The following is a 20,416-nucleotide window of genomic DNA, read 5'->3' as shown; positions in this document are numbered from 1 at the left end:
GTTGACGTCGAGCTGATCGTTCCGATCGCGATGGAAGAAAAGCTGCGCTTCGCTATCCGCGAAGGCGGCCGTACCGTCGGCGCCGGCATCGTTGCCTCGATCGTCGAGTAATCTTAAGGCCTGAAAAGGCTTGACGAAAACCCCGCTGGAGACAGCGGGGTTTTTTGTTTTGTGTCTCGCGCCTGGAGGATGGGAGCTTTCGTTCCTCGGTCCCGGCTGCTACTTCATTGCTGGGGAGATGATGAGGAGTATCATGAAGAAGCGCATTCTGTTTACCGGTGGTTCCGGCAAGGCCGGACGACATGTGATCCCGTGGCTCATCGACAAGGGATATGAGGTCCACAACATCGATCTCGTTCCGCTCGACAGGCCGGGCGTGACCAATCTCATCGTCGATATCACGGACAGCGGGCAGGTTTTTAATGCCCTTTCCATGCATCGGAACTTCGCGGAGCTCGAAAGCGGGAAGGGTGTTCTGCCCTTTGATGCGGTGATCCATTTTGCTGCGGTTCCACGCATTTTGATCAAGCCGGACAACGAGACGTTCCGTATCAACACCATGGGAACCTATAATGTCATCGAGGCCGCGATAAAGCTTGGCATCCGAAAGGTAGTGATAGCATCGAGCGAGACCACGTACGGGGTCTGTTTCGCCGAGGGCGAGAAGGATTTTCACCACTTCCCGCTTGAAGAGGACTACGATGTCGATCCGATGGATTCCTACGGGCTGTCGAAGGTGGTGAATGAAAGAACCGCGCGGGCCTTTGCCGAGCGAAGCGGATACGACATTTACGCGCTGCGAATCGGCAATGTCATCGAACCCGATGAGTATGAGAAGTTTCCCGATTTCTTTGCCCATCCGGAAACACGCAAACGCAACGCCTGGGGCTATATCGACGCACGTGATCTCGGCCAGATCTGCCATCTTTGCATCGAAAAGGATGGCCTCGGTTATCAGGTCTTCAATGCCGTTAATGATACAGCTACGGCAACGGTCCCCACGCGCGAGCTTGCCCGGACATATTTCCCTCATGTGCAATTCCGCCGCGAGATCGGAGAGCATGAGGGATTGATCTCCAACCGCAAGATTCGCGAGATCCTTGGTTTCAAGGAAGAGCATGACTGGCGGAAATACGTCAAAACCTGACGGGTGCATGATTTTCGGGGGCAGAGTGGAAAAAACAAAAAACACACTTGCCATTCTTTTCCCTGCACCTTAAAGGAGCGCATACCGAATTGGCCAAGCGATTTCGCGGCCGGTTCAGGTGATTAAGGGGTATAGCTCAGTTGGTAGAGCGGCGGTCTCCAAAACCGCAGGTCGGGGGTTCGAGCCCCTCTGCCCCTGCCACTTTCCATTCGCAAGCGCGGTTTTCGCTGCATGGCAGATGGGGCCGGTTTACCGGCGAATTTCGCCGAATGTCGATTTCCTCTTGTTAAAAGCGGAATCGGTGTTTATGTAGGGTCAAAACAGACACGCGGTGCGTGGGGCTGATTAGTTCGGCTTTACGCGCCGTAATTGCGTGGGCAGTCAATGGCATCCAAAACCAATCCGTTTACGTTTCTGCAGCAGGTTCGCGCCGAAGCGTCAAAGATCACTTGGCCGTCGCGCCGCGAGACCATGATTTCGACGGCTATGGTGCTGGTGATGGTCATTTTCGCGGCTCTGTTCTTTTTTGCTGCTGACCAGCTCATTGGCTGGATTCTCAGCCTTGTGCTGAACGTCGGCCGGTAACGGATTGAACGGAGAGTAAAGATGGCAGCGCGCTGGTATATCGTTCACGCATATTCGAATTTCGAAAAGAAGGTCGCCGAGTCGATCGAGGAAAAGGCCCGTCAGAAGGGTCTGGACCATCTTTTCGAGAAAATCCTCGTGCCGACCGAAAAGGTGGTCGAGGTGCGCCGCGGCCGCAAGGTCGATAGCGAGCGCAAGTTCTTTCCGGGTTACGTGCTGGTGCGCGCCAACCTGACGGACGAGGCTTATCACCTCATCAAGAACACGCCGAAGGTCACCGGTTTTCTCGGTTCGGACAGCAAGCCTGTTCCGATTCCGGATTATGAAGCCGAGCGTATCCTTGGTCAGGTTCAGGAAGGTGTCGAGCGTCCGAAGTCTTCGGTTTCGTTCGAGATCGGCGAGCAGGTTCGCGTCTCCGACGGTCCTTTCGCGTCGTTCAACGGCGTGGTTCAGGACGTGGACGAAGAGCGTTCGCGCCTGAAGGTGGAAGTTTCGATTTTCGGCCGCGCAACGCCGGTCGAGCTGGAATACAATCAGGTCGAGAAGGTCTGATTGGCGGGGCGATGCCCCAAGCGCGTGGAAGGCTAACTGGCTCTTTAAGCCGGGGCAGGGTGCCGCACCACGCAACCGCAGCCGCCGGAGAAATCCGGCTTAGAGAAGCCGGGCAACCGGTTTGAATTGAAAGGCAGAGAGATATGGCTAAGAAAGTTGCAGGCCAGCTCAAGTTGCAGGTAAAGGCTGGGTCGGCCAATCCGTCCCCGCCGATCGGTCCTGCACTTGGTCAGCGTGGCATTAACATCATGGAATTCTGCAAGGCGTTCAATGCCGCCACGCAGGAAATGGAAAAGGGTATGCCGATCCCGGTCGTCATCACCTATTACCAGGACAAGTCCTTCACCTTCGTCATGAAGCAGCCGCCGATGACGTACTGGCTGAAGAAGGAAGCAAAGATCACCTCCGGTTCCAAGACGCCTGGCAAGGGCGCCAAGGTCGGCTCCATCACCAAGGCTCAGGTCAAGTCGATCGCTGAAGCCAAGATGAAGGATCTGAACGCAGCCGACATCGAAGGCGCAATGGCAATGGTTGAGGGCTCTGCCCGCGCCATGGGCCTGGAAGTGGTAGGTTGATCATGGCGAAGGTAGCAAAGCGCATTCAGAAGATCCGCGAAGGCGTGGATCCGAACAAGCTCTACGTTCTCACCGACGCCATTTCGATGGTCAAGGAACGTGCAGTCGCCAAGTTCGACGAAACCGTTGAAGTTTCGATGAACCTCGGCGTTGACCCGCGCCATGCGGACCAGATGGTTCGTGGCGTTGTCAACCTGCCGAACGGCACGGGTCGTGACGTTCGCGTCGCCGTCTTCGCCCGTGGCGCCAAGGCTGATGAAGCCACGGCTGCCGGCGCTGACGTTGTTGGTGCGGAAGAACTGGTTGAAATCGTTCAGGGCGGCAAGATCGACTTCGATCGCTGCATCGCGACCCCGGACATGATGCCGCTCGTCGGCCGTCTCGGCAAGGTACTCGGCCCGCGTGGCATGATGCCGAACCCGAAGGTCGGAACCGTGACCATGGACGTTGCCGGTGCTGTCAAGGCATCCAAGGGTGGCGCTGTCGAATTCCGCGTCGAAAAGGCCGGTATCGTGCACGCTGGCGTTGGCAAGGCTTCGTTCGACGCCAAGGCTCTTGAGGAAAACATCAAGGCTTTCGCCGATGCGGTCATCAAGGCAAAGCCGGCTGGCGCCAAGGGCAACTATGTCAAGCGCGTCGCGATTTCCTCGACCATGGGTCCGGGTGTCAAGATCGACCCTTCGTCGGTTACGGCTTAATCAATTCTCGCGCTTCCGGAGTGAAGTGTGAATAAAAGAATTTCCGGCTCCCAGGAGCCGGAGATTTCCGGGGAAACCCGGAACTCCTGTCCGAGATTGCGGGTGGCCATGTCCTTCGGGGCCCGGCCTTAATCATTTAGCCTGCATGAGACGGGTGAGGCTGGATTTGAGGCATCTGTCGATGCCTGACTGTCCGGTTCGAACCTGGTGTGCCTGTGCCTGAAGCCGTTTGCGGCGACAGAGCGGGGGACAGGATCCTCGAGCGTCGCTCGGGATCTTTGTAAAAAGGTCCCTTGGGGCAAAGGCAAACCCGACGGGTTCACAATCATGTGGCCCCGTCTACTGGAGACAGACAGTGGAAAGAGCGGAAAAACGCGAATTCGTCACGGAGCTGAACGAAGTCTTCAAGGCTTCCGGTTCGGTTGTCGTGGCCCACTATGCTGGTGTCACCGTTGCGCAGATGAACGACTTCCGTTCGAAGATGCGCGCTGCCGGAGGCACCGTCAAGGTCGCGAAGAACCGCCTGGCCAAGATCGCTCTTCAGGGTACGGAGTCGGAAGGGATGACCAATCTCTTCAAGGGACAGACGCTGATTGCATACAGCACTGACCCGATGATCGCTCCGAAAGTCGTCATGGATTTCGCCAAGACCAACGACAAGGTCGTTGTTTTGGGCGGCGCCATGGGCGCAACCACGCTCAACGCCGAAGCAGTCAAGTCGCTCGCGACCCTGCCTTCGCTGGACGAGCTGCGCGCAAAGCTGCTGGGCCTTCTCAATGCCCCGGCAACTCGCGTCGCTACGGTTGTCGCCGCACCTGCAAGCCAGCTGGCTCGGGTGTTCTCGGCTTACGCCAAGAAGGACGAAGCCGCTTAAGGCGGTTTTTCGCTGTAAATATTCAAACTGGTTCGAACTGAACAAAAGGAACTATCAAAATGGCTGATCTCGCAAAGATCGTAGAAGACCTCTCCTCGCTGACCGTTCTGGAAGCTGCAGAACTGTCCAAGCTTCTCGAAGAAAAGTGGGGCGTTTCCGCTGCTGCTCCGGTAGCCGTTGCTGCTGCTGGCGGCGCTGCTGCTGCTGCTGCTCCGGAAGAAGAAAAGACCGAGTTCGACGTTATCCTGGTTGACGCTGGCGCCAACAAGATCAACGTCATCAAGGAAGTTCGCGGCATCACCGGCCTCGGCCTCAAGGAAGCCAAGGACCTCGTTGAAGGCGCTCCGAAGCCGGTCAAGGAAGCCGTTTCCAAGGCTGAAGCTGCTGATCTCAAGAAGAAGCTTGAAGACGCAGGCGCCAAGGTTGACGTTAAGTAATCTTGCGATTGCTGGCGGGAAGGGGCTTAATGCCCCTTCTCGTCGTCATCGTTTTTAAAACTCATTACCCAAAAGCCGCGTGAAAATGGCTTTTGGGTAATGGGTTCTTCAAGAGAATGGTTCCGAACCGGCTCATCAAGGCAATCCGGCCTGATCGATCCGGGATGTGGAACGAGATTGAGGATACCCATTGATTGACGGGATCGACTGGCCATCGGTTCCCGTCCGTTGCAGGCCCGGATGCAATTTTTAAAGGAGCGACGATGGCTCAGACCCTTTCGTTTAACGGTCGCAGGCGCGTACGCAAGTTTTTCGGCAAAATTCCAGAAGTAGCGGAAATGCCGAACCTCATTGAGGTTCAGAAGGCTTCGTACGACCAGTTTCTCATGGTTGACGAGCCCAAGGGTGGCCGTCCCGACGAGGGATTGAATGCCGTTTTCAAATCCGTATTCCCGATCACCGATTTTTCCGGCGCCTCCATGCTCGAATTCGTATCCTACGAATTCGAAGCGCCGAAGTTCGACGTCGAAGAATGCCGGCAGCGCGATCTGACCTATGCAGCGCCGCTCAAGGTGACGCTGCGCCTCATCGTGTTCGATATCGATGAAGATACGGGCGCGAAGTCCATCAAGGACATCAAGGAACAGTCCGTCTACATGGGCGACATGCCGCTTATGACCAATAACGGCACGTTCATCGTCAACGGCACCGAGCGCGTCATCGTTTCGCAGATGCACCGTTCGCCGGGCGTGTTCTTCGATCACGACAAGGGCAAGAGCCATTCTTCCGGCAAGCTGCTCTTCGCTGCCCGTGTCATTCCGTATCGCGGTTCCTGGCTCGACATCGAGTTCGACGCCAAGGATATCGTCTATGCGCGTATCGACCGTCGCCGCAAGATCCCCGTGACCTCGCTGCTGATGGCGCTTGGCATGGACGGCGAAGACATTCTGTCGACCTTCTACACCAAGGCTTCCTATGAGCGCGACGGCGACGGCTGGCGTATTCCGTTCCAGCCCGAAGCGCTAAAGAACGCCAAGGTCGTCACCGACATGATCGACGCCGATACCGGCGAAGTGGTCGTCGAGGCCGGCAAGAAGCTCACGCCGCGCCTTATCCGCCAGCTCTCCGAAAAGGGCCTCAAGGCGCTGAAGGCGACCGACGAAGACCTGTACGGCAACTATCTGGCCGAAGACATCGTCAACTACGAGACGGGTGAAATCTATCTCGAGGCCGGCGACGAAATCGACGAGAAGACCCTCGGTCTGATCCTGCAGTCCGGTTTTGACGAGATTCCGGTTCTCAACATCGACCACGTCAATGTTGGCGCCTATATCCGCAATACACTGTCTGCCGACAAGAACGAGAACCGCCAGGAAGCCCTGTTCGACATCTACCGCGTCATGCGTCCGGGTGAGCCGCCGACCATGGATTCCGCGGAAGCGATGTTCAACTCGCTGTTCTTCGATGCAGAGCGTTACGATCTTTCGGCCGTTGGTCGCGTGAAGATGAACATGCGCCTCGACCTCGACGCGGAAGACACCGTGCGCACGCTGCGCAAGGAAGACATCCTCGCCGTCGTCAAGATGCTGGTCGAACTGCGCGACGGCAAGGGCGAAATCGACGACATCGACAACCTCGGCAACCGCCGTGTGCGTTCTGTCGGCGAGTTGATGGAAAACCAGTATCGTCTGGGCCTTCTGCGCATGGAACGTGCGATCAAGGAACGTATGTCCTCGATCGAAATCGACACCGTGATGCCGCAGGACCTGATCAACGCGAAGCCGGCAGCTGCTGCCGTTCGCGAATTCTTCGGTTCCTCGCAGCTGTCGCAGTTCATGGACCAGGTGAACCCGCTTTCGGAAATCACCCACAAGCGTCGTCTTTCGGCTCTTGGACCGGGTGGTCTGACCCGCGAGCGCGCCGGCTTCGAAGTCCGCGACGTTCACCCGACCCACTACGGCCGTATTTGCCCGATCGAGACGCCGGAAGGCCCGAACATCGGTTTGATCAACTCGCTTGCAACCTTTGCCCGTGTCAACAAGTACGGCTTCATCGAGAGCCCGTACCGCAAGATCACCGACGGCAAGGTCACGAACGACGTTATCTACCTCTCCGCCATGGAAGAGGCGAAGTATTACGTCGCGCAGGCCAACGCGCCGCTCAATGAAGACGGTTCTTTCTCGGAAGAGTTCGTCGTCTGCCGTCACTCGGGCGAAGTTATGCTCGCACCGCGTGACAACATCAACCTGATGGACGTTTCGCCGAAGCAGCTCGTTTCGGTCGCAGCGGCTCTCATTCCGTTCCTGGAAAACGACGACGCCAACCGCGCTCTCATGGGCTCGAACATGCAGCGTCAGGCCGTTCCGCTTCTGCGGGCGGAAGCGCCGTTCGTCGGCACGGGTATGGAACCGATCGTTGCTCGCGACTCCGGCGCTGCCATCGCGGCTCGCCGCGGCGGTGTCGTCGACCAGGTCGACGCGACGCGTATCGTTATCCGCGCCACGGAAGATCTCGATGCAGGCAAGTCCGGCGTTGACATCTACCGTCTGCAGAAGTTCCAGCGTTCGAACCAGAACACCTGCGTCAACCAGCGTCCGCTGGTCTCCGTCGGCGATATCATCTCCAAGGGTGACATCATCGCGGATGGTCCGTCGACCGACCTCGGTGACCTGGCCCTCGGCCGTAACGCGCTCGTCGCGTTCATGCCCTGGAATGGCTACAACTACGAAGACTCGATCCTGATGTCGGAGCGTATCGTTTCCGACGACGTGTTCACCTCCATCCACATCGAAGAATTCGAAGTGATGGCGCGTGACACGAAGCTTGGTCCGGAAGAAATCACGCGCGATATTCCGAACGTTTCGGAAGAAGCGCTGAAGAACCTCGACGAAGCCGGTATCGTCTACATCGGTGCGGAAGTTCAGCCGGGCGACATCCTCGTCGGCAAGATCACGCCGAAGGGCGAAAGCCCGATGACGCCGGAAGAAAAGCTTCTGCGCGCCATCTTCGGTGAAAAGGCTTCCGACGTTCGCGACACCTCCATGCGCATGCCTCCGGGCACGTTCGGTACGGTCGTGGAAGTCCGCGTCTTCAACCGTCACGGTGTGGAGAAGGACGAGCGCGCGATGGCTATCGAGCGCGAAGAGATCGAGCGTCTGGCGAAGGACCGTGACGACGAGCAGGCGATCCTCGACCGTAACGTCTACGGCCGTCTGATCGACATGCTGCGTGGCCAGGTTTCGATTGCCGGTCCGAAAGGCTTCAAGAAGGGCGTCGAGCTCTCCAACGCCGTCGTCTCCGAATATCCCCGCTCGCAGTGGTGGATGTTCGCCGTCGAGGACGAAAAGGCCCAAGCTGAGATCGAAGCACTTCGCGGCCAGTACGACGAATCCAAGTCGCGCCTTGAGCAGCGCTTCATGGACAAGGTCGAAAAGGTCCAGCGCGGCGATGAAATGCCTCCGGGCGTCATGAAGATGGTCAAGGTCTTCGTTGCCGTTAAGCGCAAGATCCAGCCGGGCGACAAGATGGCCGGCCGTCACGGTAACAAGGGCGTCGTCTCGCGTATCGTTCCGGTCGAGGACATGCCGTTCCTCGAAGACGGCACGCATGTCGATATCTGCTTGAACCCGCTCGGCGTGCCTTCGCGCATGAACGTCGGCCAGATCCTCGAAACCCACCTCGCATGGGCATGCGCAGGCATGGGCAAGAAGATCGGCGAGATGCTCGAAGAGTATCGCAAGACGATGGACATCAGCGAGCTTCGCAGCGAGCTGACGGAAATCTACGCGTCTGAAGCCAATGACGAGGTTCAGCGTTTTGACGACGACTCGCTCGTCAAGCTCGCCGAAGAAGCCAAGCGCGGTGTTTCCATCGCGACTCCGGTTTTCGACGGTGCGCACGAGCCTGACGTTGCCGCGATGCTGAAGAAGGCAGGTCTGCATGAATCCGGTCAGTCCGTTCTTTACGACGGCCGTACCGGTGAGCCGTTCGACCGCAAGGTCACCGTCGGCTACATGTACATGATCAAGCTGAACCACCTTGTCGACGACAAGATCCACGCTCGTTCGATCGGTCCTTACTCGCTCGTTACCCAGCAGCCGCTGGGCGGCAAGGCGCAGTTCGGCGGTCAGCGCTTCGGGGAAATGGAAGTCTGGGCTCTGGAAGCATACGGCGCGGCTTACACGCTGCAGGAAATGCTCACCGTCAAGTCGGACGACGTGGCTGGCCGTACCAAGGTTTACGAAGCGATCGTCCGTGGCGACGACACCTTCGAAGCCGGTATCCCCGAGAGCTTCAACGTTCTCGTCAAGGAAATGCGGTCGCTCGGCCTGTCCGTCGAGCTGGAAAACTCGAAGATCGAGAACCAGCCCGAAGACCAGCTGCCTGACGCGGCGGAATAAACACGATAGAGGCGGGCGCCTGAGAGGGCGCCTGCCGGTTTCCCGAGCGGTCTTTGCGGTTCGGGATACTTTCGCCGCATTATGCGGTTAATCCGTATTTAAAGCTCTGGACGGCGACCCGGGAAGAAGCCGGTCCAGATGCAAACAGGGGCAGCAGCTAGCCTCTCAAGGAGACAAGGCATGAACCAAGAGGTCATGAATCTTTTCAATCCTCAGGTGCCTGCGCAGCATTTCGATTCCATCCGGATTTCGATCGCTTCGCCGGAAAAAATCCTGTCGTGGTCCTACGGCGAGATCAAGAAGCCGGAAACCATCAACTACCGTACGTTCAAGCCTGAGCGTGACGGTCTTTTCTGCGCGCGTATCTTCGGGCCGATCAAGGACTATGAGTGCCTGTGCGGCAAGTACAAGCGCATGAAGTACAAGGGCATCATCTGCGAAAAGTGCGGCGTCGAAGTCACGCTGTCGCGCGTTCGCCGTGAGCGCATGGGCCATATCGAGCTCGCAGCGCCGGTTGCCCACATCTGGTTCCTGAAGTCGCTTCCTTCGCGTATCTCGACCCTGCTCGACATGACGCTGAAGGATGTCGAGCGCGTTCTCTATTTCGAGAACTACATTGTCACGGAACCCGGTCTCACCTCGCTCAAGCAGAACCAGCTTCTGTCTGAAGAAGAGTACATGATCGCCGTCGACGAGTTCGGCGAAGACCAGTTCACCGCCATGATCGGCGCTGAAGCCATCTATGAGATGCTGGCTTCGATGAACCTCGAAAAGATCGCCGGCGACCTGCGTGCCGAACTTGCTGAGACCACGTCGGATCTCAAGCAGAAGAAGCTGATGAAGCGCCTGAAGATCGTCGAGAACTTCATGGAATCGGGCAACCGTCCTGAATGGATGATCATGAAGGTCGTTCCGGTCATTCCGCCGGACCTGCGTCCGCTGGTTCCGCTGGATGGCGGCCGTTTTGCGACGTCCGACCTCAACGATCTCTATCGCCGCGTCATCAACCGTAACAACCGTCTGAAGCGCCTGATCGAGCTTCGTGCGCCTGGCATCATCATCCGCAACGAAAAGCGTATGTTGCAGGAATCCGTCGATGCGCTGTTCGACAACGGCCGTCGCGGCCGCGTCATCACGGGTGCCAACAAGCGTCCGCTGAAGTCGCTCTCCGACATGCTCAAGGGCAAGCAGGGCCGCTTCCGTCAGAACCTTCTCGGCAAGCGCGTCGACTATTCCGGTCGTTCGGTCATCGTGACCGGTCCGGAACTGAAGCTGCACCAGTGCGGCCTGCCGAAGAAGATGGCGCTCGAACTGTTCAAGCCGTTCATCTACGCCCGTCTTGACGCCAAGGGTTATTCCTCGACCGTCAAGCAGGCCAAGAAGCTGGTTGAAAAGGAAAAGCCTGAAGTTTGGGATATCCTCGACGAGGTCATCCGCGAACATCCGGTTCTCTTGAACCGCGCGCCGACGCTGCACCGTCTGGGTATCCAGGCTTTCGAACCCATGCTGGTCGAAGGCAAGGCCATCCAGCTGCACCCGCTCGTCTGCACGGCCTTCAACGCCGACTTCGACGGTGACCAGATGGCTGTTCACGTTCCGCTTTCGCTGGAAGCCCAGCTGGAAGCGCGCGTGCTGATGATGTCGACCAACAACATCCTGCATCCGGCAAACGGCCACCCGATCATCGTTCCTTCGCAGGACATGGTTCTCGGCCTGTATTACCTGTCGATCATGAACCAGAACGAGCCGGGCGAAGGCATGGCCTTCTCCGACATCGGTGAGCTGCATCACGCACTTGAAAACAAGGTCGTGACGCTGCATGCCAAGATCCGTGGTCGCTTCAAGACCGTGGATGCCGATGGCAAGCCGGTTTCGAAGATCCACGAGACGACCCCCGGCCGTATGTTGATTGGCGAACTTCTGCCGAAGAACGTCAACGTGCCTTTCGACGTCTGCAACCAGGAAATGACCAAGAAGAACATCTCCAAGATGATCGACACGGTCTACCGTCATTGCGGCCAGAAAGACACGGTCATCTTCTGTGACCGCATCATGCAGCTCGGCTTTGCCCATGCCTGCCGCGCCGGCATTTCGTTCGGCAAGGACGACATGGTCATTCCTGACAGCAAGGTGAAGATCGTTGGCGACACCGAAGCTCTCGTGAAGGAATACGAACAGCAGTACAATGACGGTCTCATCACCCAGGGCGAAAAGTACAACAAGGTTGTCGACGCCTGGGGCAAGGCAACCGAAAAGGTCGCCGAAGAGATGATGGCACGCATCAAGGCTGTCGAGTTCGATCCGGAAACGGGCCGCCAGAAGCCGATGAACTCCATCTACATGATGTCTCACTCGGGTGCTCGTGGTTCTCCGAACCAGATGCGTCAGCTGGGCGGCATGCGCGGCCTGATGGCGAAGCCATCGGGTGAAATCATCGAGACGCCGATCATCTCGAACTTCAAGGAAGGCCTGACCGTTAACGAGTACTTCAACTCGACCCACGGTGCCCGTAAGGGTCTCGCAGACACCGCCCTGAAGACCGCGAACTCGGGTTACCTGACCCGTCGTCTCGTCGACGTCGCGCAGGATTGCATCGTCAACTCCAGGGATTGCGGCACCGACAAGGGCCTCACCATGACTGCCATCGTTGATGCCGGTCAGGTGGTTGCTTCGCTCGGCGCGCGTATCCTCGGTCGTACGGCTCTCGATGACATCGACAACCCGGTCACCGGCGAGAACATCGTCAAGGCTGGCACGCTGATCGACGAAGCCGACGTGGCTGCCATCGAGAAGGCTGGCATCCAGTCCGTTCGCATCCGCTCGGCGCTCACCTGCGAAGTGCAGGTTGGTGTCTGCGGCGTCTGCTACGGTCGTGACCTTGCACGCGGTACGCCTGTCAACATGGGCGAAGCCGTTGGCGTTATCGCCGCTCAGTCGATCGGTGAACCGGGCACGCAGCTCACCATGCGTACGTTCCACCTTGGTGGCACGGCAAACGTGGTCGACCAGTCGTTCCTCGAAGCGTCTTATGAAGGCACGATCCAGATCAAGAACCGCAACATCCTGCGGAACTCCGAAGGCGTTCTCATCGCCATGGGCCGTAACATGTCCGTTACGATCCTTGATGAGCGCGGCGCGGAACGTTCTACACAGCGTGTGGCTTACGGTTCGAAGATCTTCGTTGATGATGGCGACAAGGTAAAGCGTGGCCAGCGTCTTGCAGAGTGGGACCCCTACACCCGTCCGATGATGACGGAAGTGGAAGGTACCGTTCACTTCGAAGACCTCGTCGACGGTCTCTCCGTTCTGGAAGCAACCGACGAATCCACCGGCATCACCAAGCGTCAGGTCATTGACTGGCGCTCGACGCCGCGCGGTTCGGATCTCAAGCCTGCGATCGTCATCAAGGACGCGTCCGGCGCTGTTGCGAAGCTTGCCCGTGGTGGCGAAGCCCGCTTCCAGCTCTCGGTCGACGCTATCCTGTCGGTCGAGCCGGGTGCGAAGGTCTCCCAGGGTGACGTGCTTGCACGTTCGCCGCTGGAAAGCGCCAAGACGAAGGACATCACCGGTGGTCTGCCGCGCGTTGCGGAACTGTTCGAAGCCCGTCGTCCGAAGGATCACGCCATCATCGCAGAGATCGATGGTACGATCCGCCTCGGCCGCGACTACAAGAACAAGCGCCGCGTGATGATCGAGCCTGCGGAAGACGGCGTCGAGCCGGTCGAATACCTGATCCCGAAGGGCAAGCCCTTCCACCTTCAGGAAGGCGACTACATCGAAAAGGGTGAATACATCCTCGACGGTAACCCGGCACCGCACGACATTCTGGCGATCAAGGGCGTGGAGGCTCTGGCTTCCTACCTCGTGAACGAAATCCAGGAAGTCTACCGTCTGCAGGGCGTTGTAATCAACGACAAGCACATCGAGGTGATCGTTCGCCAGATGCTGCAGAAGGTTGAAATCACCGATGCTGGCGATAGCCAGTACATCGTGGGTGACAACGTTGATCGCATCGAGCTCGATGACAACAATGACCGCCTGATCGAAGAAGGCAAGAAGCCTGCCTATGGCGAGCCGGTTCTGCTCGGCATCACCAAGGCTTCGCTGCAGACGCCGTCCTTCATCTCGGCCGCATCCTTCCAGGAGACCACCAAGGTTCTCACGGAAGCTGCGATTGCCGGCAAGACGGACACGCTGCAGGGTCTCAAGGAAAACGTCATCGTCGGCCGTCTCATCCCGGCCGGTACCGGCGGCACCATGACGCAGATCCGCCGCATCGCCACCTCGCGCGACGACCTCATTCTCGAGGAACGCCGCAAGGGTACCGGTGCAGGTTCTGCAAACCAGATGCTGCAGGACATGACGGACCAGGCTCCGGCTGCCGAGTAAGGTCAGACAGGGCAGGGGCTTTGCGGACCCCCAAAGTTCGAAGCAAAACGCCCGGAGCAATCCGGGCGTTTTTGTTTGTATGGACAGAGGCCGGGCGCCTCCACCGTCGCCCGGCATTCCTGCATATGCAGCAGGGTTAGTCCTGTTTCCGGATGTTATAGCGGGTCAGGACAGAGAGGCGCCGAACAAGATCGGTCTGGCCTGCGCTGCCGGTCTTGGCATAGATCGACTTTGCGTTGCTGCGCACCGTTTCATGGGAAATCTGCAATTGCTTCGCCACTGCCGGTAGCGAAAGTCCTTTCATGATTTCCAAAGCCACGCGTGCCTCGCCTCTTGTGAGGTCGTATAGCCCCTTCAATAACGCGCTTGCGTCGGCAATGGTGCCGGTGGGCTGCGATATGAGCACGATGGCGTTGCCTTTCGGAGATAAGTCGAGCGCCTTCTTGCGCAGCGGTATGACGTGAAGAATGCAGGGTCTATCTTCACCGGCGGGGAGAGGGAAGGAACCAGCATCGTGCCCGGCCAGCGCTTTGTATAGGAGCCGGTTCACCCTCTCGTCAGCAATGGCAATACTGTCGCGTGTGGGGGCGGCGAAACATTTCTGCAATGACAGGAAGAGATCGTTGGCCGAGAGAATGAGGCCGTTTGCCTGCAGCACGGCTGCCGGAGCACCAATGGCATTGAGGCCGAAGGTCATCGCGTCGGCTTTCTGCCGTTGCAGCCGCGTTGCGAGCGCAAGGCTACGGGCGATATGTGGCCTCAGTCCGGCGAGCGCAGCCATCGTATCAGGCCGGATTATGCCAGCTTCCAGCCTATGTTCAAACAGCACTGTCATCTCCGGATGGCCGGGCGGCGCGACCTGTGTCGTCGCACCATAGCCCAGGCCGCGGGGCCTGAGGAACTCACGGACGATCGGCAGTTCGGCCCATTCATCAGGGGTGAAGACGTCGAAATCCTGCACGAAGGCGAACCGGCCTTCACGGGCAGTACGCGTAAGGCGATCATTGCGGTGATTCCAGCCTCCCGCCATGTAGTCCTTCATCAGTTCTTGAAAGTTGGGCGTGTGCAGCCAGGCCTGGTCTTCCCCCTTGCCCCAGGTGATGGCGCCGCCCCAAAAACCGAGGCGGCCGCCGGCATTTGCCAGAACCTGCGACCAGCGGTCGGGAAAAAGCGCCGCTTCATAAATGTCATCGATAATGTCTAACGACGATAAAGTATCCAACCCGACCCCGAAATTTTGCGTCGGAACTATTCTAAGCCTATGTTTGCGCGGCATTCAATCTTTTAAGAATCAATAATATTATTCAGAATATATATTCTATAAGTGACTTAATATATTGACAAGCTTTCCAAAAGGGTCGCGTACGAACAGGCGACGTACGCCCCAGGACTCGACGGTGGGGCCGTATTCTATCGGCAGTCCGGCTGCGACGATCCGGTCGCGGACCTCATCGAAATTGTCGACTTCTATGGAGAAGTCCGGCACATCTGTGCCGGAACCGCCTTCGCGCGCAAAGCTTAGCTGCGCCGGCGCCTTGAGCGGGCTGGCATGGGTGACGATCCAGCCGTGATCCATGGCGACCGGCATGCCGAGGATATCGCCATAAAAGACCTGCGCCCGCGCGGGGTCGGAGGTAGCGATGTTGGCGACGACACGTCTGACCGCCATGGCCAAGGCTCTTCAGGCGAAGCGGATGATGGCGACTTCGCCTTCGAGCGCGCCCTGATAGGCCGAGGCGTGCGGCTCTTCATCGGGAATTTCGGTCAGCATGCCGATCTGGTCGAGATCGGCTTCGATGAAGCCCTCCTCGGAAAGCGCGTTCAGCGTTTCGCGAACGGCTGTGTCGTCATCCGGCGCCCTGAGGATGACGTGAATGTCGATACCCTCGGAGTTGTCGGTTTCGTAAGCCTTGCCGATGACGATGAAGACCATCGGCTCGTCGCGTCCGTTGTCGTTGTCGGGGAGGGTGCTCATGACGCGGTTCCTTGATCTTTCGTTGCTGTCATTAGGGCAGGGGGAATCGGTTCCGCCCGCGGCGCGGCCATGTCCGGCCAGCCTGAGGGAATCAATAGACGGATTTTATGAAAAGCCAAAGGCCGGAGGTTAAAATCGCTGCCGTTGATGCCGACTTATGGTATAGGGAGGGGGAAATGGCGTTGCGTTGGCGTTCGTGGCCCCGGGCGCCTGCGCAAAATGCGGATTCACCCTTGACGAAAGCTGGCTAAAACAGTAGTACGCCCGCCATCGGAGCCTCTGTGGGTGCTGGCCGTTCGGTAAGCTTTTTCCCGAACATCATCTCAAACGGGTCTCCATTGCACGTAGAAGACACGAATGTTGCACGCAAGACGCCTCATCCGGTGTCCTCTGCTCTTGGTGGTCCATCCGTGAAACCGGATCGGGCCACGTTTTGCGCATGAGGATATATGCGTGCATCGTCGCCGGCAACGGCATAGCCGCCACCCGTGAGGGTGGCTAAAGTAGTTTTTGCAAGGGATGGTTATATGCCTACCGTAAACCAGCTGATCCGCAAGCCTCGCCAGGCACAGGTAAAGCGCAACAAGGTTCCTGCCCTGCAGGAAAACCCGCAGAAGCGTGGTGTTTGCACCCGCGTTTACACGACGACCCCGAAGAAGCCGAACTCGGCTCTGCGTAAGGTTGCCAAGATCCGCCTCACCAACGGCTTCGAAGTCATCGGCTACATTCCTGGCGAAGGTCACAACCTTCAGGAACACTCTGTCGTCATGATCCGCGGCGGCCGCGTGAAGGACTTGCCGGGCGTTCGTTACCACATCATCCGCGGTGTTCTCGATACCCAGGGCGTCAAGAACCGCAAGCAGCGCCGTTCGAAGTACGGTGCGAAGCGTCCGAAGTAATTTCGGCAACAACAATTCGGCGCTGCGCGAGGTTCTCCGCGTGGTATAGCGTCAATAACATTGAGAGACAAAAAGTATGTCCCGTCGCCATAGTGCAGAAAAGCGTGAGATCAACCCGGATCCGAAGTTCGGTGATCTGGTCGTCACCAAGTTCATGAACGCCATCATGCTTCACGGCAAGAAGTCGGTAGCAGAAAGCATCGTTTACGGCGCGTTCGACGTCGTTCAGGGCAAGACGAAGCAGGAGCCGCTCGCCGTGTTCCATTCGGCCCTCGATAATGTTGCGCCGCATGTTGAAGTGCGTTCGCGCCGCGTTGGTGGTGCGACATACCAGGTTCCGGTTGATGTTCGTCCCGAGCGTCGCCAGGCCCTCGCAATCCGCTGGTTGATCACCGCTGCGCGCAAGCGCAACGAAACGACCATGATCGATCGCCTCTCCGGCGAACTCATGGACGCTGCGAACAACCGCGGCTCCGCCGTCAAGAAGCGTGAAGACACGCACAAGATGGCCGACGCTAACCGCGCATTCTCGCATTACCGCTGGTAATCTTAACCGATCGCATATCGAAAGGCAGTCCATTATGGCTCGCGAATATAAAATCGAAGACTACCGCAATTTCGGTATCATGGCGCATATCGACGCCGGCAAGACGACCACCACCGAGCGTATTCTCTATTACACCGGTAAGTCGCACAAGATCGGCGAAGTTCACGATGGCGCAGCCACGATGGACTGGATGGAGCAGGAGCAGGAGCGTGGTATCACCATCACGTCCGCTGCGACCACGACCTTCTGGAAGGGCCGTGACGGCAAGACCCGCCGCTTCAACATCATCGACACCCCCGGCCACGTTGACTTCACCATCGAAGTCGAGCGTTCGCTGCGCGTTCTCGACGGCGCCATCGCGCTGCTCGACGCCAACGCCGGTGTTGAGCCGCAGACGGAAACCGTCTGGCGTCAGGCTGAGAAGTATCATGTTCCGCGCATGATCTTCTGCAACAAGATGGACAAGACCGGTGCTGACTTCTACCGCTCGGTAGAAATGATCAAGACCCGTCTCGGCGCCACTGCCGTTGTCATGCAGCTGCCGATCGGCGCTGAGACCGAGTTCAAGGGCGTTATCGACCTGATCGAGATGAATGCTCTCGTATGGCGCGACGAGTCGCTCGGCGCCCAGTGGGACGTCGTCGAGATCCCCGAGGACATGAAGGCCAAGGCTGAAGAATATCGCGAAAAGCTGATCGAGACGGTTGTCGAGATCGACGAAGAAGCGATGGAAGCCTACCTCGAAGGCAACTACCCGGACAACGACAAGATTCGTGAACTCGTTCGCCGCGGCACCATCGACGTGAAGTTCCACCCGATGTTCTGCGGTACCGCGTTCAAGAACAAGGGCGTTCAGCCGCTCCTCGACGCCGTTGTCGACTATCTGCCTTCTCCGCTGGACATTCCGGCGATCAAGGGCATCGACGCCAAGACGGAAGCCGAAATCGAGCGTCACGCTGACGATTCCGAGCCGCTTTCCATGCTCGCGTTCAAGATCATGAACGACCCCTTCGTTGGTTCGCTCACCTTCGCACGCATCTACTCGGGCAAGCTCGAAAAGGGCACGTCTGTCATGAACACGGTCAAGGACAAGCGCGAGCGCGTCGGCCGTATGCTGCAGATGCACTCCAACAGCCGTGAAGACATCGAAGAAGCCTATGCAGGCGACATCGTTGCTCTGGCTGGCCTCAAGGAAACCACCACCGGCGATACGCTCTGCGATCCGCTGAAGCCGGTTATCCTCGAGCGCATGGAATTCCCCGAGCCGGTCATCCAGATCGCGATCGAGCCGAAGACGAAGGGCGACCAGGAAAAGATGGGCCTCGCGCTCAACCGTCTGGCTGCAGAAGATCCGTCCTTCCGTGTCAAGACCGACGACGAATCCGGCCAGACCATCATTGCCGGCATGGGCGAACTTCACCTCGACATCATCGTTGACCGTATGCGTCGCGAGTTCAAGGTTGAAGCAACCGTCGGTGCTCCGCAGGTTGCCTACCGCGAAACGATCACGCGTCAGCACGAAGAAGACTACACGCACAAGAAGCAGTCCGGTGGTACCGGTCAGTTCGCTCGCGTGAAGATCATCTTCGAACCGAACCCCGAAGGCGAAGACTTCAAGTTCGAGTCGAAGATCGTCGGTGGTGCTGTTCCGAAGGAATACATCCCGGGCGTTCAGAAGGGTATCGAAAGCGTTCTGTCTTCCGGTCCGCTGGCTGGCTTCCCGATGCTCGGCGTCAAGGCGACGCTGGTCGACGGTGCATTCCACGATGTTGACTCGTCGGTTCTCGCCTTCGAAATCGCATCGCGTGCCTGCTTCCGTGAAGCAGCCAAGAAGGCTGGTGCACAGCTTCTCGAGCCGATGATGAAGGTCGAAGTCGTAACGCCGGAAGACTATGTCGGCGACGTTATCGGCGACCTGAACTCCCGTCGTGGTCAGATCCAGGGCCAGGAAAGCCGTGGTATCGCCGTCGTCATCAACGCGCATGTTCCGCTCGCGAACATGTTCAAGTACGTCGATAACCTGCGCTCCATGTCGCAGGGTCGCGCTCAGTACTCGATGACGTTCGATCACTATTCGCCGGTTCCGTCGAACGTGGCGCAGGAAATCCAGGCAAAGTACTCCGGTCAGAAGTGATCGGGGTACGCCCCACCGAATTTTGAAGATTATTCCCGTCACGGGACAAGAATGGAGAGCCACTAATGGCAAAGAGCAAGTTTGAGCGGACGAAGCCGCACGTCAACATTGGCACGATCGGTCACGTTGACCATGGCAAGACGTCGCTGACGGCAGCAATCACGAAGTTCTTCGGCGAGTTCAAGGCGTATGACCAGATCGACGCGGCTCCTGAAGAGAAGGCTCGTGGTATCACGATCTCGACGGCACACGTTGAGTACGAGACGGCCAACCGTCACTACGCTCACGTTGACTGCCCCGGCCACGCCGACTACGTGAAGAACATGATCACCGGTGCTGCCCAGATGGACGGCGCGATCCTGGTTTGCTCCGCCGCTGACGGCCCGATGCCGCAGACGCGCGAGCACATCCTGCTTGCCCGTCAGGTTGGCGTTCCGGCCATCGTCGTGTTCCTCAACAAGGTCGACCAGGTTGACGACGCCGAGCTTCTCGAGCTCGTCGAGCTTGAAGTTCGCGAACTTCTGTCGTCCTACGACTTCCCGGGCGACGATATTCCGATCATCAAGGGTTCGGCGCTTGCTGCTCTTGAAGATTCCGACAAGAAGATCGGTGAAGACGCGATCCGCGAGCTGATGGCTGCGGTTGACGCCTACATCCCGACGCCTGAGCGTCCGATCGACCAGCCGTTCCTGATGCCGATCGAAGACGTGTTCTCGATCTCGGGCCGTGGTACGGTTGTGACGGGTCGCGTTGAGCGCGGTATCGTCAAGGTTGGTGAAGAAGTCGAAATCGTCGGCATCCGTCCGACCTCGAAGACGACTGTTACCGGCGTTGAAATGTTCCGCAAGCTGCTCGACCAGGGCCAGGCTGGCGACAACATCGGTGCACTGGTTCGCGGTGTTAACCGTGACGGCGTCGAGCGTGGTCAGATTCTGTGCAAGCCGGGTTCGGTAAAGCCGCACAAGAAGTTCAAGGCAGAAGCCTACATCCTGACGAAGGAAGAAGGCGGCCGTCATACGCCGTTCTTCACGAACTACCGTCCGCAGTTCTACTTCCGCACGACGGACGTTACGGGCATCGTTACGCTTCCGGAAGGCACGGAAATGGTTATGCCTGGCGACAACGTCACGGTTGACGTCGAGCTGATCGTTCCGATCGCGATGGAAGAAAAGCTGCGCTTCGCTATCCGCGAAGGCGGCCGTAC

At 58.2% G+C, this 20,416-nt stretch carries 17 protein-coding genes and 1 tRNA gene; 15 read left to right on the top strand and 3 right to left on the bottom strand.

Going from position 1 to position 20,416, the window contains the following annotated elements; translation table 11 throughout:
• The 11 genes from DOU54_RS16965 to rpoC form a co-directional block, all read left to right on the top strand.
• Positions 1 to 111 (top strand): EF-Tu C-terminal domain-related protein (locus DOU54_RS16965; protein ID WP_146617382.1); only part of this gene is annotated, 111 nt, incomplete at its 5' end.
• 142 nt (positions 112 to 253) lie between these two features.
• Positions 254 to 1,147, top strand: coding sequence for an NAD-dependent epimerase/dehydratase family protein (locus tag DOU54_RS16960; RefSeq protein WP_113382630.1), 894 nt, complete (start codon positions 254 to 256; stop codon positions 1,145 to 1,147).
• Positions 1,148 to 1,272: 125 nt separating this feature from the next.
• Positions 1,273 to 1,348: transfer RNA gene (locus DOU54_RS16955), tRNA-Trp, on the top strand.
• 183 nt (positions 1,349 to 1,531) lie between these two features.
• Entirely contained in the window at positions 1,532 to 1,732 is a 201-nt protein-coding gene (gene secE, locus DOU54_RS16950; RefSeq protein WP_004442643.1) for a preprotein translocase subunit SecE, read from the top strand.
• 21 nt (positions 1,733 to 1,753) lie between these two features.
• Positions 1,754 to 2,284 carry a transcription termination/antitermination protein NusG gene (gene nusG / locus DOU54_RS16945; RefSeq protein ID WP_003523721.1) on the top strand — a complete coding sequence of 177 codons (531 nt, stop codon included), beginning with the start codon at positions 1,754 to 1,756 and terminating at the stop codon, positions 2,282 to 2,284.
• 143 nt (positions 2,285 to 2,427) lie between these two features.
• A complete protein-coding gene (gene rplK / locus DOU54_RS16940; RefSeq protein ID WP_004442641.1) occupies positions 2,428 to 2,859 on the top strand; it encodes a 50S ribosomal protein L11 in 432 nt (143 codons plus the stop codon).
• Positions 2,860 to 2,861: 2 nt separating this feature from the next.
• Positions 2,862 to 3,557, top strand: coding sequence for a 50S ribosomal protein L1 (rplA, locus tag DOU54_RS16935; protein WP_003507704.1), 696 nt, complete (start codon positions 2,862 to 2,864; stop codon positions 3,555 to 3,557).
• Positions 3,558 to 3,912: 355 nt separating this feature from the next.
• On the top strand, positions 3,913 to 4,431 hold the full coding sequence (rplJ, locus tag DOU54_RS16930; protein WP_004442637.1) for a 50S ribosomal protein L10: 519 nt from the start codon (positions 3,913 to 3,915) through the stop codon (positions 4,429 to 4,431).
• A gap of 59 nt (positions 4,432 to 4,490) precedes the next feature.
• Positions 4,491 to 4,868 carry a 50S ribosomal protein L7/L12 gene (gene rplL, locus DOU54_RS16925; RefSeq protein ID WP_004442635.1) on the top strand — a complete coding sequence of 126 codons (378 nt, stop codon included), beginning with the start codon at positions 4,491 to 4,493 and terminating at the stop codon, positions 4,866 to 4,868.
• Positions 4,869 to 5,131: 263 nt separating this feature from the next.
• The gene (gene rpoB / locus DOU54_RS16920; RefSeq protein WP_022556539.1) at positions 5,132 to 9,268 is read left to right on the top strand and encodes a DNA-directed RNA polymerase subunit beta; all 4,137 of its coding nucleotides are present in this window, start codon (positions 5,132 to 5,134) and stop codon (positions 9,266 to 9,268) included.
• A 180-nt stretch (positions 9,269 to 9,448) separates the two neighbouring features.
• Entirely contained in the window at positions 9,449 to 13,657 is a 4,209-nt protein-coding gene (gene rpoC, locus DOU54_RS16915; protein ID WP_004442633.1) for a DNA-directed RNA polymerase subunit beta', read from the top strand.
• A gap of 136 nt (positions 13,658 to 13,793) precedes the next feature.
• On the opposite strand, the gene DOU54_RS16910 is transcribed toward rpoC, so the two are convergent.
• The 3 genes from DOU54_RS16910 to DOU54_RS16900 all read right to left on the bottom strand — a co-directional run bounded on the left by DOU54_RS16910 (position 13,794) and on the right by DOU54_RS16900 (position 15,632).
• On the bottom strand, positions 13,794 to 14,879 hold the full coding sequence (locus DOU54_RS16910) for a helix-turn-helix transcriptional regulator (protein ID WP_113382631.1): 1,086 nt from the start codon (positions 14,877 to 14,879) through the stop codon (positions 13,794 to 13,796).
• A gap of 96 nt (positions 14,880 to 14,975) precedes the next feature.
• Positions 14,976 to 15,326 (bottom strand): VOC family protein, encoded by a 351-nt coding sequence (locus DOU54_RS16905; RefSeq protein WP_113382632.1) that lies wholly within the window; start codon positions 15,324 to 15,326, stop codon positions 14,976 to 14,978.
• A gap of 12 nt (positions 15,327 to 15,338) precedes the next feature.
• Positions 15,339 to 15,632 (bottom strand): hypothetical protein, encoded by a 294-nt coding sequence (locus DOU54_RS16900; protein ID WP_003523731.1) that lies wholly within the window; start codon positions 15,630 to 15,632, stop codon positions 15,339 to 15,341.
• 527 nt (positions 15,633 to 16,159) lie between these two features.
• Between DOU54_RS16900 and rpsL the strand changes: the two genes are divergently transcribed.
• The 4 genes from rpsL to tuf all read left to right on the top strand — a co-directional run.
• Positions 16,160 to 16,531: a 30S ribosomal protein S12 gene (gene rpsL / locus DOU54_RS16895; protein WP_003507760.1), complete on the top strand. Its 372-nt coding sequence runs from the start codon at positions 16,160 to 16,162 to the stop codon at positions 16,529 to 16,531.
• 76 nt (positions 16,532 to 16,607) lie between these two features.
• Entirely contained in the window at positions 16,608 to 17,078 is a 471-nt protein-coding gene (rpsG, locus tag DOU54_RS16890) for a 30S ribosomal protein S7 (RefSeq protein WP_004442621.1), read from the top strand.
• A 34-nt stretch (positions 17,079 to 17,112) separates the two neighbouring features.
• Positions 17,113 to 19,212, top strand: a complete 2,100-nt coding sequence (gene fusA / locus DOU54_RS16885; RefSeq protein ID WP_004442619.1) for an elongation factor G — start codon at positions 17,113 to 17,115, stop codon at positions 19,210 to 19,212.
• A 65-nt stretch (positions 19,213 to 19,277) separates the two neighbouring features.
• The coding region (gene tuf, locus DOU54_RS16880; RefSeq protein WP_113731012.1) for an elongation factor Tu at positions 19,278 to 20,416 on the top strand (1,139 nt) is incomplete at its 3' end.

Origin of the sequence: Agrobacterium sp. MS2, assembly GCF_003261015.1 — a bacterium.
In the GTDB taxonomy this organism is placed as follows: Bacteria; Pseudomonadota; Alphaproteobacteria; order Rhizobiales; family Rhizobiaceae; genus Agrobacterium; species Agrobacterium pusense.
This window is presented reverse-complemented; position numbering and strand designations above follow the sequence as displayed.